General features: G+C 62.8%; 15 protein-coding genes. 6 read left to right on the top strand and 9 right to left on the bottom strand.

Annotated features, from left to right (window positions below; all coding sequences use genetic code 11):
- Nucleotides 1-88: 88 nt before the first annotated feature.
- Nucleotides 89-1108, bottom strand: a complete 1020-nt coding sequence (locus tag MUB52_RS04175) for a ribose-phosphate pyrophosphokinase (protein WP_263842937.1) — start codon at nucleotides 1106-1108, stop codon at nucleotides 89-91.
- A gap of 114 nt (nucleotides 1109-1222) precedes the next feature.
- On the opposite strand from MUB52_RS04175, the gene MUB52_RS04170 reads away from it, so the two are divergent.
- Together MUB52_RS04170 and MUB52_RS04165 are read left to right on the top strand one after the other, a co-directional pair.
- Nucleotides 1223-1822 carry a 2-hydroxychromene-2-carboxylate isomerase gene (locus tag MUB52_RS04170; protein ID WP_263842936.1) on the top strand — a complete coding sequence of 200 codons (600 nt, stop codon included), beginning with the start codon at nucleotides 1223-1225 and terminating at the stop codon, nucleotides 1820-1822.
- Complete coding sequence (locus MUB52_RS04165) at nucleotides 1819-2619, top strand: alpha/beta fold hydrolase (RefSeq protein ID WP_263842935.1); 801 nt, start codon at nucleotides 1819-1821, stop codon at nucleotides 2617-2619. Before MUB52_RS04170 ends, MUB52_RS04165 begins: the two co-directional genes overlap by 4 nt.
- Here the strand turns inward: MUB52_RS04165 and MUB52_RS04160 are convergent.
- The 6 genes from MUB52_RS04160 to MUB52_RS04135 form a co-directional block, all read right to left on the bottom strand.
- Nucleotides 2593-3636 carry a threonine aldolase family protein gene (locus tag MUB52_RS04160; RefSeq protein ID WP_263842934.1) on the bottom strand — a complete coding sequence of 348 codons (1044 nt, stop codon included), beginning with the start codon at nucleotides 3634-3636 and terminating at the stop codon, nucleotides 2593-2595. The genes MUB52_RS04165 and MUB52_RS04160 overlap by 27 nt on opposite strands.
- Nucleotides 3636-4106, bottom strand: coding sequence for a YcgN family cysteine cluster protein (locus MUB52_RS04155; RefSeq protein WP_263842933.1), 471 nt, complete (start codon nucleotides 4104-4106; stop codon nucleotides 3636-3638). Before MUB52_RS04155 ends, MUB52_RS04160 begins: the two co-directional genes overlap by 1 nt.
- Entirely contained in the window at nucleotides 4103-5035 is a 933-nt protein-coding gene (locus tag MUB52_RS04150; protein ID WP_263842932.1) for a bifunctional riboflavin kinase/FAD synthetase, read from the bottom strand. Before MUB52_RS04150 ends, MUB52_RS04155 begins: the two co-directional genes overlap by 4 nt.
- Nucleotides 5036-5115: 80 nt before the next feature.
- Nucleotides 5116-5559, bottom strand: a complete 444-nt coding sequence (locus tag MUB52_RS04145) for a MaoC family dehydratase (RefSeq protein ID WP_263842931.1) — start codon at nucleotides 5557-5559, stop codon at nucleotides 5116-5118.
- Between the two features lie 90 nt (nucleotides 5560-5649).
- Nucleotides 5650-6522, bottom strand: coding sequence for a TIGR01459 family HAD-type hydrolase (locus MUB52_RS04140; protein WP_263842930.1), 873 nt, complete (start codon nucleotides 6520-6522; stop codon nucleotides 5650-5652).
- Between the two features lie 75 nt (nucleotides 6523-6597).
- A complete protein-coding gene (locus MUB52_RS04135; RefSeq protein ID WP_263842929.1) occupies nucleotides 6598-7518 on the bottom strand; it encodes a manganese-dependent inorganic pyrophosphatase in 921 nt (306 codons plus the stop codon).
- A 137-nt stretch (nucleotides 7519-7655) separates the two neighbouring features.
- Between MUB52_RS04135 and MUB52_RS04130 the strand changes: the two genes are divergently transcribed.
- The 3 genes from MUB52_RS04130 to groL all read left to right on the top strand — a co-directional run bounded on the left by MUB52_RS04130 (nucleotide 7656) and on the right by groL (nucleotide 10548).
- On the top strand, nucleotides 7656-8336 hold the full coding sequence (locus MUB52_RS04130; protein WP_263842928.1) for a DUF2161 domain-containing phosphodiesterase: 681 nt from the start codon (nucleotides 7656-7658) through the stop codon (nucleotides 8334-8336).
- 202 nt (nucleotides 8337-8538) lie between these two features.
- Nucleotides 8539-8850, top strand: coding sequence for a co-chaperone GroES (gene groES / locus MUB52_RS04125; RefSeq protein ID WP_263842927.1), 312 nt, complete (start codon nucleotides 8539-8541; stop codon nucleotides 8848-8850).
- A 54-nt stretch (nucleotides 8851-8904) separates the two neighbouring features.
- Entirely contained in the window at nucleotides 8905-10548 is a 1644-nt protein-coding gene (groL, locus tag MUB52_RS04120) for a chaperonin GroEL (RefSeq protein WP_263842926.1), read from the top strand.
- A 186-nt stretch (nucleotides 10549-10734) separates the two neighbouring features.
- Here the strand turns inward: groL and MUB52_RS04115 are convergent, their stop codons facing one another.
- Complete coding sequence (locus tag MUB52_RS04115) at nucleotides 10735-11175, bottom strand: response regulator (protein ID WP_263842925.1); 441 nt, start codon at nucleotides 11173-11175, stop codon at nucleotides 10735-10737.
- Between the two features lie 28 nt (nucleotides 11176-11203).
- Nucleotides 11204-13108 carry a sensor histidine kinase gene (locus MUB52_RS04110; RefSeq protein ID WP_263842924.1) on the bottom strand — a complete coding sequence of 635 codons (1905 nt, stop codon included), beginning with the start codon at nucleotides 13106-13108 and terminating at the stop codon, nucleotides 11204-11206.
- A gap of 462 nt (nucleotides 13109-13570) precedes the next feature.
- Here MUB52_RS04110 and MUB52_RS04105 point away from each other — a divergent pair, with 462 nt between their 5' ends.
- Nucleotides 13571-14305, top strand: a complete 735-nt coding sequence (locus MUB52_RS04105; RefSeq protein WP_263842923.1) for a sensor histidine kinase — start codon at nucleotides 13571-13573, stop codon at nucleotides 14303-14305.
- Nucleotides 14306-14427: the final 122 nt, after the last annotated feature.

Here is a 14427-nt window from a genome sequence, read left to right as displayed (position 1 = left end):
GACCTGTCTAAGCGAAAGGGCGCGCCTTTGTGCAGGGCCCGCGATGTCATGGCCCAGCGTCACGAATGGCGCTGCGGCTGCGGTCGCCTTATTCCGCCGCGTAGGTGCCGTCGTAGATCGGGCTGAGCGTCTCGGCTTCGAAGAGGGAGGAGACCGAGGTGCCGCTCCAGATGTTCAGGATCGCCTGGGCGAAGACCGGTGCGGTGGGCACGATACGGATGTTACGGGCTTTCTGAACGGCCTCGGTGGGCGCGATCGAATCCGTGACAACGAGGGATTTCATGACAGAGTTGGTGACACGCTCGACCGCCGGACCAGAGAGCACGCCATGCGTGATGTACGAGTGGACCTCCTTCGCCCCGTTCTCCATCAGCACCTCGGCCGCTTTGCAAAGCGTGCCGGCGGTGTCGCAGATGTCGTCCACGATCAAGCAGGTCTTTCCTTTCACATCGCCGATCACCGTCATTTCCGCGATTTCGCCGGGTTTTTCGCGGCGTTTGTCCACGATGGCCAGCGGGGAATTGATCCGCTTCGCAAGTTCCCGCGCGCGCGCCACGCCGCCAACGTCCGGCGAGACGATCATCAATTCATTCATACGCTTCTTGAAGGTCGTCTGGATATCCAGCGCAAAGATCGGCGAGGCATAGAGGTTGTCGACGGGAATGTCGAAAAACCCCTGGATCTGGGCGGCGTGCAGGTCCATTGTCAGAACCCGCTCGATCCCCGTGCCGACCAGCATATTGGCCACCAGCTTGGCGGTGATGGGCGTGCGCGCCTTGGTGCGCCGGTCCTGCCGCGCATAGCCGAAATAGGGCAGTACCGCCGTCACGCGCGCCGCTGACGAGCGCCGTAGCGCGTCCGCCATGATCAGCAGCTCCATCAGGTTGTCGTTGGCCGGGTTCGACGTGGACTGAAGGATGAACATGTCCTCCCCGCGCACATTCTCGAACACCTCGACGAAGATCTCGCCGTCGTTGAATCGCTCGACCCGAACATCCACCAGACCGACCTGTCTGCCCCGGTGCATCGACATCCGCCGCGCGATGGCGTTCGCCAGGGGCATGTTGGAATTGCCTGCGATCAGTTTGGGTTCTTGCAGTTGAGGCATGGGGGATTTCCTGGAGCGCAGCGGGAACGGAATTGTGACAGATTCGTGATGTTGACTCCCCCTACCACGGCCTTACCAATCGGCAAAGAACCCACACCTGTCAGGAGCCGCAAAATGGCGCATATCGATCTCTTTTTCTCCACTCTGTCGCCCTATGCCTACCTGGCCGGGAACCGGGCCGAGGAGGTCGCGGCCAAACATGGCGCCACATTGACCTACAAACCCTTCGACATCTTGGCGCTTTTCCCACGCACCGGCGGGACACCGCCCAAGGATCGGCATGTCTCCCGCATCGAGTACCGCGCGCAGGAGCTGCCGCGACAGGCGAAGAAACTGAAGATGCCCTTCAACCTCAAGCCCGCGCATTGGCCGACCAACGGCGCGCCGTCGTCTTACGCCTTCATTGCTGCACAGAACACGGGCGGAGGCGATCTGGGCAAGCTGATGCACAGCATTTGCCGCGCGGTCTGGGCCGAGGACAAGGACATCGCCGAGGATGCGGTTGTCCGCGCCTGCCTGGAAGAGGCGGGCTTTGATCCGGGCCTTGCCGACAGCGGGCTGCTGCAAGGGGCCGAGACCTATGCGGCCAATCTGGAAGAAGCGGTGGAGCGCGGCGTCTTCGGCTCACCTTTCTACATCACCGATGACGGGCAGCGCTTCTGGGGCCAGGACCGCATCGAGGATCTGGACCTGCACCTCTCCGGAGCTCTGTGACCGCTGCCTGTCACACCCATGTCCGGAGGTTTGGGGCGGGGCGGCTGCCGGCACTCGCCCTGCATTGCACGCTGGCGCATTCCGGCGCGTGGCGTGCTCTCGGGGCGGCGCTTGCGGGTGATCTGACCCTGCATGCCATCGATTTGCCGGGGCACGGTCAAAGCGACGATTGGGATCCGGCGGGGGACTTGCATGACCAATGCACCGAAGCGGCGCTGGCGCATCTTGACGCGCCGATGCACCTCATCGGCCACTCTTTCGGCGCAACCGTCGCTTTGCGGGTCGCCGTCGAGCACACCGCTCTGGTGCGCAGCCTGACGCTGATCGAACCGGTCTTCTTTGCGGCGGCTATGGCGGATGCGCCGGACAAGATGCGGGCGCATGAGCGCGAGGCGAAACCCTATTTCGATGCGCTCGCGCGCGGCGACCACCCGCGCGCTGCGCGTCTCTTCAACCGGTTCTGGGGGGACGGGACGCGGTGGGACGATATGCCCGCTGGCACAAGGGAGTATCTGGCCCGGAGAGTTCACCTGGTGCCCGCGCAGGCCTCCGCGATTGTCGAGGACCGGGCAGGTCTTCTGGCCCCCGGTGCGCTGGCGCGGATTGAGGTGCCCAGCCTGCTGATCCAGGGGGATCAGACGGCGGAGATCATTGATGTAATCAGCGCCAGCTTGGCGGCGCGCCTGCCGCACGCCCGCCGTGCCTGGATTGCGGGTGCAGGGCATATGTCTCCGCTCACCCACCCGGCGCAGGTCGCGGCCGAGATCAGATCACTCGTCGAAATGGCTGAGAAATAGGTCGATCTGCGCAGCCTCGGTCGACCAGTCGCAGACCAGCCGGGCCGTCAGCCTCTCGTCTGGGTCGTCGCCCTCGAGCGCCCCCTCCCAGATGTAGTAGACGGCGCCTGCATCATGCAGGCGCTGGTGAATGCGGCGGGGGAAGCGCGCGAAAATCATGTTGGCCTGAGGCGGATGGATCATCTCGGCCGTCCGGGCGCGCAACCCCTCGGCAAGCTGCGCGCAGCTGCCATTGGCCGCCCGGGCGGCCTCCAGCCAGGTGTCGCCCTCCAGGTAGCCCGCCATCTGCGCCGACAGGTAGCGGTGCTTTGAGAAGAGATGTGCTGCGCGCTTGCGTCGAAGCTCGAACTCCCAGGCCTTGGCAGGGTCGAAGAAGATCACCGCCTCAACGCCGAGGCAGCCGTTCTTGGTGCCGCCGAAACACACCACATCGACACCCGCCTTCCAGGTCATCTCTGCCGGGCTGCACCCCAGCGCAACCTGCGCATTGGCAAAGCGCGCACCGTCCAGATGGACGGGCAGGGCGAAACCCCGCGCGACCTCTGTGAGATCACGCAATTCATCCAAGGTGTAGACCTGACCGCGCTCGGTCACCTGCGTGATCGAAACGGGCCCGCGCTGCGGCCCATGCACACCACGCCTTTCCTCGGCGTCGATCCGGGCGCGCAGTGCATCAGGGGTCATCTTGTCGCCGCCCTCCACGAGGCTGAGCTTGGCGCCCCCGGTGTAGAACTCCGGCGCGTTGCATTCATCCTCCTGGATATGCGCCACGTGCGTACAGAACACCGTCTGCCAGGGTTGGGTATAGCAGGCCAGAGCCAGCGCATTGGCTGCCGTCCCGGTGGCGACCAGATAGACCGCCGCCTCGGGCGCCTCGAAAACCTCGCGCAACTGATTGCGTACCTGCTCCATGATCGGATCCGCGCCGTAGGAGGCCATGTAGCCCGCATTGGCCCGCTCAAGGTGCCGCATGACGTTGGGGTGGGCGGGTCCGGCATTGTCCGAGGCAAACAACATCAGACCGGCTCCTCGATGACATGCTCTTCCCAGTCGTCTTCGGGCACGTCGAACTCGCTCAGCGTCCAGCCTTGCACCGAGACGCCGGCGTCATGCACCGACTGCGCCGTGCCGCTGATGAGCGGGTGCCAGTCGTAGAGCGGCTTGCCCTCCCACAGCAACCGATAGGCACAGGTCGCGGGCATCCAATAGGCGTGCGTGTCGAGGTTGTCGGGCTTCAGCACGATGCAGTCGGGCACGAATTGATGCCGGTTCTCGTAATGCGCACAGCGGCATGTGGAATCGTCGAGCAAACGACAGGCGATGCGCGTCAGAGCGACGGTCCCGCTGTCCTCGTCCTCGAGCTTGTTGAGACAGCATTTGCCACAGCCGTCGCAGAGCGCCTCCCACTCACGTTGGCTCATCTTCGCAAGCGGTTTGCGTTCCCAATACCTCGGCGCAAGCCCGTCTCGGTCAATGGGATCGCTCACAGCGCCTCCAGGATCTGGCGGGCCTCAGCGCTGTCCGCATCCATCTGGGAAATCAACGCATCCAGCCCCTCAAACTTGGCTTCCGGGCGCAGGTGGTCGACCAGGCCGACCGACAGTGGCGTGCCATAGAGGTCGCCCTGGAAGTCGAAGAGGAAGGTTTCAAGGTTCGGCCGGTTTTCCCCGAACATCGGGCGCACGCCCAGCGAGGCAACCCCGTGATAGCTGCCTCTGTGCGGGCCTTCGAGCACATCGACCAGCACCGCATAGACGCCGAAGGCCGGTGGATGCAGCCCCTCGATCGACATATTGGCCGTGGGATAGCCCAGCTCGCGGCCGCGCTGCTCGCCGCCGATCACAGGGCCCTCGATGCGGTGCCAGTGGCCCAGCATCTCGGCCGCAAGCCGCGGGTCGCCATCGCTCAGCGCCTGCCGGATCGCCGTGGACGAGACGGTCTTGTTTGTATGCGCCATCAGCGGGGCGATGGTCACGCCGAAGCCCATGCGTTGCCCGAAGTCCTGCATATCTTGCGCCGTGCCCGCCCGGCCCTTGCCGAAGCAGAAGTCAGCCCCCACCACCACGTGACGCAGCCCGAAGCCGTCCGCAATGACCTTCTGCGCGAAGGCTTCGGGCGACAGGGCGGCAAGGGCTGCGTTGAAGTTCAGCTCGTAAAGCCGCTCGACACCGAGTTTTTCCAACCGGTGCGCGCGGGCCGCCCGCCCCATCAGGCGAAAGGCAGGGGCGCCGGGTGCAAAATAGCTGCGCGGGTGCGGCTCAAAGGTGACGATCCCGAGCGGCGCATCCGGTGCCGCACGGCGGGCCAGGTCGATGACCGATTGATGCCCCAGGTGCACGCCATCGAAATTCCCGATCGCGGCGCTGGCGCCTCGGTGCTCCGGTGCCACGAACTGGTAGTCACGGATGGTTTCCATGCCGCCTTGCGTAGCGTTCGTGCGCGCAACACGCAAGCGGCGTGGGCGGGCTCAAACCGCTCGGTGCGGCTTTGGCAGGATCAGTCGAACTTGCGCGAAGGCGCCATAACCATGGCTTCGCCGACCAGAACCTTCTTGCCGTCCACTTCGCAATGGCAGTCCAGCTTCACGCGGCGTTTGGAAACGTCGATGTCAATCACCTTGACCTCCGCATGCACCAGATCACCGGGGCGGACGGGGGCGAGAAATTTCAGCGACTGCCCCATGTAGACGGTGCCGTGGCCCGGAAGCTGTTCGCCGATCACCGCCGAGATCAGTCCCGCGGTGAGCATGCCGTGCGCGATGCGCCCTTCGAAGATCGTGTCGCGGGCATAATCGTCGTCGAGATGCACCGGATTCCGGTCGGTCGAGATCTGCGCGAACATCTCGATATCCTCATCGGTCACCACCTTTTGCAGGTAGCGCGACATCCCCATCTCGATATCTTCGATGCAGATGGTTCCGCGCGGCAGATTGTCCAACATGATGACCCTTCCGGTAATTTTCTAATCATTACGACACAGCTGTTGAAACTTAATTACTTCGCAATTGCAGAAAATCAAGCGAAAAATAGGTCAGCGCAGGTGCCCTATCACATAGGTCGGACTGGACATTTCCTTTTGAAGATAGGCGCTTAGAGCATCCGGGTCGGGCTGTGTCGAGGTCTTCGTTTCCGCCGCAGCCAGACCGCCCGAAATGAAAAGCGAATCGATGTCTTCGCCCATGGCGCCTGCGATGTCGGTCAGCACCCCGTCGCCAATCGCCAGAATCCGGCTGTCCGGCACATCCACGCCAAGTGCAGAGAGCCGCCGCCGCGCCAGATCGTAGATTGGCGGATGCGGCTTGCCGAAGTAGAGGCTCTCCCCGCCCATCTCGGTGTAGAGCTTCGCCAAAGCCCCTGCGCACCATTCGCGCTGCTCTCCGCGGTCGACGATGATGTCGGGGTTGGCACACAGCAGTTTCAGTCCGCGCTGCTTGGCCATCAGGAATTCAGGTCGCATCACCGACGGGTCGGCCAGCGGGTCGCGCGGGCCGGTACAGACGATGCCTTCCGCTTGATCCAGCGGCACCGATTGCACGTTGACCGGGTTCTGCACCACACCAATGGGCTCGAAGAATCGCTCGTCACCCGGATAGCCGATGTGCCACACCTTCTCACCTACCACACCGCGGAACATGGCCGAGCGCGCGCTGTCACCGGAGGTGGCGATGGTGTCCCAGCTGTTGTCAGGTACGTTGAAGGCCTTCAGCTGTTTCTCGACACCAAGGCGCGGGCGCGGCGAGTTGGTGACCAGCACCACCTTGCCGCCGCTCTCGCGATAGGCTTGCAACGCGGCGACCGCCTCGGGCAGGGCACTGACGCCGTTGTGCACGCAGCCCCACAGATCGACAAAGAGCGCGTCGTATTGGGTCGCGATCTCCGCAAGATGGGTGATGATCCGGGTCATGGAGGCTCCTTCAGAAACAGCAGACGGGCCCATGGGCCGGTGGTGCCCGCCGCATGTCTCAGCGGGCCGAGGCGCTCAGACCTTGAGGTTCGGGATGATCTGCTTCTTGCGGCTCATGATGCCGGGTAGCACCACGGTGTCGCCGGCGACTGAGGCGCCAAAGCTCTTCTCAGCCACGGATTTCACAAGGTCGTTCGGCACGAGCAGCGTGGCCTCCTCGTTCAGAATATCGACGACGAAGAGCAAGACCTGATCGGCCCCATCGTCTTCTGCCACGCCGGGCATCGCGGCCATCAGCGCATCCTTGCGGTCGAGCACCTGCGCGGGCGACGTGGTTTCGAGCACCGAGACGCGGAACTGCTTGCCGCCGACTTCATATTCCTTGCTGTCCATGCGCAGAAGCTCGGTTTCGGAAAAGGCGGACACATCGGATTTCGCCGCGAACATCTCGGCGGCGTATTCGGCGATATCGACGCCCAGATCCTTGGCCAGATCATGCGCGATGGCGGTGTCTTCCTGCGTGGTGGTGGGGCTGCGGAACTCCAGCGTGTCGCTCAGGATGCAGGAGAGCATGGCGCCTTTGATTTCGGTGGGCGCCTGCGCCATGTCCTTGCCGATCATCTTCCACATGATGGTCGCCGTACACGCCAGTGGCTCGATCCGGATATCGATGGGGCCCTTGGTTTCCAGCCCGCCCACCAGCTTGTGGTGATCGATGATGCCCTGGATGTCGGCGTCGTTGATACCGGCGGGCAGCTCGGCGGGGTTATTGGTGTCCACAATCACCACGGGCGTGTCGGCAGCCACCTCCGAGATGATCTCGGGCTTTTCCAGCGACCAGCGCTTCAGCACGAAGAGCGCCTCGGTATTGGGTTCCCCCAGCAGCACGGGCTTGGCCTCGACGCCCCTGATCTGGTTGAGGTACCACGACCAGATGATCGGCGATCCGGTGCTGTCGGTGTCGGGAGATTTGTGGCCAAAAACGAGCGTCGTCATACGGTGTTCCTGCGATCTGAAGGGTCGATTTGGGCGCCTTATAGGAGCGCGGACGGGGGTTGTCACGCCCTGCGCGTGGCTGGTCTGGCCCGCGTTGCCGCTTGGCGCGGCGTGTTGCGCGGTGTTAGGCTGCGCGCATGTCGAAGCTGCGTGAAACGGACCTCTACCCGCCGATCAAAACCTTCCTGCAGGACCAGGGCTATGTGGTGAAATCCGAGGTCGGTGCGGCGGACGTGGTTGCGCTACGCGGGGCAGAACCGCCCGTGGTTGTCGAGCTCAAGCTCGGGTTCTCGCTGTCGCTCTTTCATCAGGGCACCGCGCGCCAGTCCTTGACCGATGCTGTCTACCTCGCGGTCCCGCATCAGCCGGGCAAGCGGTTTGCAAAGGCTATCAAGGACAACCTGAAGCTGGCGCGTCGCCTTGGCCTTGGGCTGATCACGGTGCGGCTGTCGGACGGGCTGGTGCAGGTGCATTGCGACCCCGGCCCCTACCGGCCGCGGATTGCCAAGGCCCGGCAAGGCGCGCTGCTGCGGGAGTTCGCTCGGCGCCAAGGGGACCCGAACGAGGGCGGTCAGACGCGCTCCGGGCTGGTCACCGCCTACCGTCAGGATGCGCTCAAGCTCGCGCTCTATCTGTTTGAGGCGGGTGCCACGAAGGGCGCCGAAGTGGCGCGCGAAACCGGCGTGGACAAGGCGACGCGGATGATGGCGGACGACCACTACGGCTGGTTCGAACGCGTGGACACCGGCGTCTACGGCCTGACCCCCGAGGGGGCCGCGGCTGCGCGCGACAGTGCAGCTTTTCTTGGGGCAGACTAGGTCGCGCGCCGATGCTGCACAGCAGCGGAAAAAAATCGCGCAAAGCCCCGAATTTTCACAAAACCATCGGTTGACAGAGCGCCGGGACTTCCCTAGCTATGCGCCGTTAGCACTCAGAAGTGTTGAGTGCTAACGATCCGGGTCACGGGAATCGGCGGCCCGGATCAAACGGGAGTAACTTTGAGCTTAGGGAGCTGCAAAGATGGCATTCAAACCACTTCATGACCGGGTGCTGGTGCGCCGTGTTGAAAGCGAAGAAAAAACCGCTGGCGGGCTGATCATCCCCGATAGCGCTAAGGAAAAACCATCCGAAGGTGAAGTCGTTGCTGTTGGCGCTGGCGCGCGGAAAGACAGCGGCGAGCTGATCGAGATGGCCGTCAAGGCCGGTGACAAGATCCTCTTCGGCAAGTGGTCGGGCACTGAAGTCACCCTCGACGGCGAAGAGCTGCTGATCATGAAAGAGAGCGACATCCTTGGGATCATCGAAGCGTCGGCGGCGGCGAAAGCGGCCTGAACGCCCCGGATCGTCTGATCTTATCTGAAATTTTCAAAGAACGGAGAGACAAACATGTCTGCAAAAGACGTCAAGTTTGATGCCGATGCCCGCAACCGGATGATGAAGGGTGTCAACATCCTCGCCGACGCGGTCAAAGTCACGCTGGGCCCCAAGGGCCGCAACGTGGTTCTCGACAAATCCTTCGGCGCACCGCGCATCACCAAGGACGGTGTGTCCGTGGCCAAGGAAATCGAACTGGAAGACAAGTTCGAGAACATGGGTGCGCAGATGGTCAAGGAAGTGGCCCAGCGTACCAATGACGAAGCCGGCGACGGCACCACAACCGCGACCGTGCTGGCCCAAGCCATTGTCAAGGAAGGCATGAAGTCGGTTGCTGCGGGTATGAACCCGATGGATCTCAAGCGCGGTATCGACCTGGCAACCACCAAGGTCGTCGAGGCTATCAAGGCAGCGGCCCGCGATGTCAGCGATAGCGCCGAAGTCGCCCAGGTTGGCACCATTTCCGCCAACGGCGAAGCTGAAATCGGCCGGCAAATCGCAGACGCGATGCAAAAAGTCGGCAACGAGGGTGTGATCACCGTCGAAGAGAACAAAGGCCTGGAAACAGAGACCGACGTCGTCGAAGGCATGCAGTTCGACCGTGGCTACCTCAGCCCTTATTTCGTGACCAACTCCGACAAGATGACCGTCGAGCTGGAAGATGCCGTTGTGCTGCTGCACGAGAAGAAGCTGTCTTCGCTTCAGCCGATGGTGCCGCTGCTCGAGCAGGTGATCCAGTCGCAAAAGCCGCTGCTGATCGTCGCCGAAGACGTCGAGGGCGAAGCACTGGCGACCCTCGTGGTCAACAAGCTGCGCGGTGGTCTGAAGATTGCCGCCGTGAAGGCACCCGGCTTCGGCGATCGCCGCAAGGCGATGCTGCAGGACCTCGCGATCCTGACCGGCGGTCAGGTCATCTCGGAAGATCTGGGCATGAAGCTCGAGTCCGTCACTATGGACATGCTGGGTTCGGCCAAGAAGGTGCAGATCACCAAGGACGAGACCACCATCGTGGACGGTGCGGGTGAGAAAGCCGAGATCGAAGCGCGTGTCGCTCAGATCCGGACTCAGATCGAAGAGACCACTTCCGACTACGACCGTGAGAAGCTCCAGGAGCGCGTTGCGAAACTCGCGGGCGGCGTTGCAGTGATCCGCGTTGGCGGTATGACCGAGGTCGAAGTGAAAGAGCGCAAAGACCGTGTGGACGATGCTCTGAACGCGACCCGTGCAGCGGTGCAGGAAGGCATCGTTGTCGGCGGTGGTGTTGCATTGGTGCAGGCGGGCAAGGCGCTCGACGCACTGAAAGGTGCCAACAACGATCAGAACGTCGGCATCGGTATCGTGCGCAAGGCGCTGGAATCGCCTCTGCGTCAGATCGCCGAGAACGCAGGCGTCGACGGGTCGGTGGTCGCGGGCAAGATTCGCGAAAGCGACGACATGAAGTTCGGCTTCAACGCGCAGACCGAAGAGTACGGCGACATGTTCGCCTTCGGTGTGATCGACCCGGCCAAAGTGGTGCGGACCGCGCTGCAGGACGCCGCCTCGATCGCAGGACTTCTGATCACAACCGAAGCCATGGTTGCGGACAAGCCCGCCAAAGAGGGCGCAGCCGCCGGTGGCGGCATGCCCGACATGGGCGGCATGGGCGGCATGATGTAAGCTCGGCCGGTCCGATTGACACAGCGGGGGCGTACCATCCGGTGCGCCCCTTCTTCCTTCGTCAGCCCCGAACCGCTCCGGCGTTGAAGCAATTCGGCCAAAACCTGCATCATCTAGCATTGCCTGACTTCAATGAAATCAACGCAATAGGTGAGACACGCTGTTTCAGCTCAAAGGCGAAACGCTCTAGGCGGGCAGTTCGACGATCCGCGAGTAGCTGCCCAGCATCTCCAGCGCCTTGGCGAAGGTCTCTCCGGGATTGTCTTTGACGAGATAGCCGGCCACGTTCTTGCTATAGGCTGACCGAATGTCGCCCGGCATGTCCGAGGTCGTGAAGACGAAGACCACAAGGCGATGGAGCCGCGGGTCGGCCCGGACGGCTTCGAGGAATTCGAGCCCGTTCATCCGCGGCATGTTGAGATCGAGCGTGACGATGAAGGGTGGCAGCCTGTTGCCGGCGACCTCCGCGGCGGCGCGCAGGATGTCGAGAGCCTCCTGGCCATCCTTCGCGACCAATGTCTCGTTCACGATCTTCAGTTTCTTCAGCGCGCGTTTCATGGCCATGATGCTGATGGCATCATCGTCGACGAGCAGAAATGTCGCGGCCTCCGTGATGTCCTGCGTCACTCTCTGTGTGCTCCTCGATCCGGTTCCGTCAGGCCGCATTGGCCTGCGCGGTGGCGTCTTCGTCGATGATCTCTTCGGCCGGTAGATCGAAGCGGAAGGTGGCGCCGCGGGCAGTCTCCGGGTTTGATTGCAGCGTAAGCTCGGAGCGATACCGGTCGAGGATCTTGCGGATGATTGCGAGGCCAAGGCCGCTGCCCTCGACCTCATCGCGCGGTTTCAGTGTTTGGAAAAGCTCGTAGATCCGATCTTGATAAGCCAGGGGAATGCCGGGCCCGTCATCGGTGACTTCGACCATCAGGCGCCCGCCCTGAAAGGCAGCTGACACGGTGATCGAGCCGGTGGCCCGATCATGATGCTTGATCGCGTTCGAAATCAGGTTGATCAGGATCTGCTTCAGTGGCGTGGCGTAGGTTCGGGCGCCGCGCGCGGGCCCCGTAAACCTCACGGTCAGTCCGTGGGGCGGCGCAAGCATATGTGTCACTTGCTCCACGAGGGCGGCGAGATCGACCTCACCCAGATCTTGCTGCTCCTGCCCGGCACGTGCGTAGTCCAACAGATCGACCAGCAGCCGGTCGAGCCGGTCTGTCCTCGCCTGCATCATCAGCAAATAAGACCGGCTTTCATCGGTCAGCACGTTTTGATCGTCCTCGAGCGTCCATTCGCTGAGGTCGTGAACTGCGCGCAGGGGGGCGCGCAGATCATGCGCGGCCACATAGGCAAATCTTTCAAGATCAGTGTTCGACCGCCTCAATTCCTCCGCATTCTGCTTAAAGACATGCAGCGCCCGGGCGATGTCGCCGAACTCGTCATTGCCGCTGACGTCGATCGGATGGTCCAAATCACCATTCGCGATGGCCTTGACGGCATCGTTCAGGCGCGCCACCCGACGGTTGATCTGCTGCTCGATGATGACGGTGTGTCCGATCAGCGTCGTTGTGGCCGCGAGGAAGAGGCAAACCATGAGGATGATAGAGAGCAGCCGCGTGGCCTCATCGAGATTGCGCGACCGCTCCGCGACCGAACTCAGCGCATCGGAAAGCATCTCGTCAATGAATTGAGACACGTCGCCAGACATCTCGAGCTTCGACTGGCGGAGCGCCAGCACGTCGTTCGCCTGACGCAGCCGCGCTTCCGCAATCGCGATCAGCCCGTCCTGCTGCAGAACCAATTGCTTCAAGTCACCCATCAGACCCGCAAGATCGGCGCTGGGGTCGAGTCGAGCGAGCAATTCTGCCGTTCCGGTCAGACGGGCTTCGACCTCATCGCGCATCTCGTTAAAATCGCCTGAGGTTTGAAGCTGTTGGTCACTGCGTGACAGGGTCAAGATGGCATCGATTTCGGCTGAGAGACCTGTCAGGCTGCGTGCGGCCAGAAAGAGATCCGAGAACGGCTGCCTGCTACCTCCGGCCCCAGGCCCCGTGCCGGATCGCAGCTCGCCCATCACTGCCTCGATCTGCGCTTCTGTAGCAACGCGCAGCCCTTCCAGCGCGTCCCGAGCGGCAGCACCGGCGCGCATCAGGTCCGCGTCGAGCGCTGCGATCCGGTCTTCGGCTTCAAAGAGAAGGTTCTGGTGCGCAAGCAATTGCCCGACGGAGGCGTCCAGTCGCGCAAGTTCGGCCTGCATCCGCAGGCTCACCCCTGCGCCGCGTTCGGTTCGCGTCACGCCGATGACGCGCTCGCGCACGGTCTCGATCTGCTCGATCAGATTGTGCTTTGCCACGATCAATTGTGCTGCGCCCTGCGCCGAGTTTGCCCGCTCAAGCGCGATAGACAGGTCGCTGAGATCACGCTCGACCGATTGCGTCTGGATGAGAACCGGCAGCGCGTCCTGTGTCAGGGCGCCATGGGCGGAGGAGATCTCGCGCAGCTGTGTGAATCCGGCGAAACAGGCCGCAACAGTCACCCCGCCGGCCACCAGCAAGAGCAGCCGCAAGCGGGCGACGATCCCGGAAAGCGGGCTGCGTTTTGCAGAAAGGAGTGTCCTTGGCTCAATCACACGCCACAAATAAGCCCTAAGAATTAAGTCCAGCTTAAGTGCAGCCCGCCGGACTCAGGGTTGTCGGGCAGGACCCAGTGGCCATCCCGTGCCCTGATACAGTCCTGCCGCTGAAGCCCGGCAAGCGGAAGGTCTCTAGGGCCCTGCGCTGCGTCGAGGATTGCATTGATACGCCCGGCGCGCAGTCTCTTCGCACGCTTTTCTCGGTGAGCGCTGACGCGTCGAGCCGGGCGGCCGTGCCGCGCAGATCGAGCCATGACACGAGTTCCGCGACACCCATCCGCTGCCCATACCTCAGAACCTCCGAGACCAGCGCCCCCGACTGCGACTGATCTTAACGCTGTCTTCAAGGGTCGCCGATAGTCTTCCGGCGATGCAGTCAGATCAGGATATAGTTGCATGACATTCACCGCTCGTCCGACCAGCAACGCCGCAGTGGCCGATCATGACCCCGCCGCGCCGGTCTCCGGTGATTTCGAGGAGTTCATCTATCTGATCAGCCACGATGTGCGCAACTCCGTGCGCGCGTTGATCGAGTTGCCGCAGTGGATTTCCGAAGATCTGGCTGAAGCCGGTGTGCCGCTCGACGGGTCCGTGGGCGAGAGCATCGAGTTGATGAACCGCCACACCGGACGGCTCGATCGGATGCTGGTCGATTTGCTGACGTTTTCGCGCGTCGGACGGATGCAAGCCATCGTCGAGGTCGATCTGCAGCAGGCGCTCGACGAGGTGCTCGACGAGATTGCAGTTCCCGCCGGGTTCACCGTCGAACGCGATCTGTCTTGCGACCGCTTCCGGCTGGGAGAGCGGGACGTTCTCACGCTGCTGACCGCGCTGTTGTCCAACGCGATCAAGCACAATGACCGGACGGTTGGAAAGATCGCCGTGAGCTGCAGGACGGAGGGGGCCGAGGTGGTTCTATCCGTGGAAGACAACGGACCGGGGATACCGCCCAAGTTTCACGATCGCATCTTCGGCGCGATGACCACCTTGCGGCCGCGCGATGAAGTCGAGGGCAGCGGAATGGGGCTCGCCATCACCCGCAAGATCGCCCAGCTTTACGGCGGCGATGTGGCGATCCTCGACACGGGGTCTGCCCGCGGCAGCACCTTCGAGGTGCGCTGGCCGGTCTGAGCTGCATCACCGACGATCGAACGCATCGCGTGTTGTCTCTCGCAAATCCGGGTCTGAAGATCTTGTCTCTTGTTGTCCCGCTTCGGAAGGGCGATCCCTTGATCGCCAAAAGGTCATGCGGG

The sequence above is a fragment of the Roseobacter sinensis genome, from assembly GCF_025755255.1.
Taxonomy (GTDB): domain Bacteria; phylum Pseudomonadota; class Alphaproteobacteria; order Rhodobacterales; family Rhodobacteraceae; genus Roseobacter; species Roseobacter sinensis.
This window is presented reverse-complemented; position numbering and strand designations above follow the sequence as displayed.

Bases quoted from the DNA above. Each gene is read 5' to 3' on its own strand.
- MUB52_RS04175 (WP_263842937.1), bottom strand. From the start codon at position 1,108: ATGCCTCAACTGCAAGAACCCAAACTGATCGCAGGCAATTCCAACATG.
- MUB52_RS04170 (WP_263842936.1), top strand. From the start codon at position 1,223: ATGGCGCATATCGATCTCTTTTTCTCCACTCTGTCGCCCTATGCCTAC.
- MUB52_RS04160 (WP_263842934.1), bottom strand. From the start codon at position 3,636: ATGTTGTTTGCCTCGGACAATGCCGGACCCGCCCACCCCAACGTCATG.
- MUB52_RS04150 (WP_263842932.1), bottom strand. From the start codon at position 5,035: ATGGAAACCATCCGTGACTACCAGTTCGTGGCACCGGAGCACCGAGGC.
- MUB52_RS04145 (WP_263842931.1), bottom strand. From the start codon at position 5,559: ATGTTGGACAATCTGCCGCGCGGAACCATCTGCATCGAAGATATCGAG.
- MUB52_RS04140 (WP_263842930.1), bottom strand. From the start codon at position 6,522: ATGACCCGGATCATCACCCATCTTGCGGAGATCGCGACCCAATACGAC.
- MUB52_RS04135 (WP_263842929.1), bottom strand. From the start codon at position 7,518: ATGACGACGCTCGTTTTTGGCCACAAATCTCCCGACACCGACAGCACC.
- MUB52_RS04130 (WP_263842928.1), top strand. From the start codon at position 7,656: ATGTCGAAGCTGCGTGAAACGGACCTCTACCCGCCGATCAAAACCTTC.
- groES (WP_263842927.1), top strand. From the start codon at position 8,539: ATGGCATTCAAACCACTTCATGACCGGGTGCTGGTGCGCCGTGTTGAA.
- groL (WP_263842926.1), top strand. From the start codon at position 8,905: ATGTCTGCAAAAGACGTCAAGTTTGATGCCGATGCCCGCAACCGGATG.
- MUB52_RS04105 (WP_263842923.1), top strand. From the start codon at position 13,571: ATGACATTCACCGCTCGTCCGACCAGCAACGCCGCAGTGGCCGATCAT.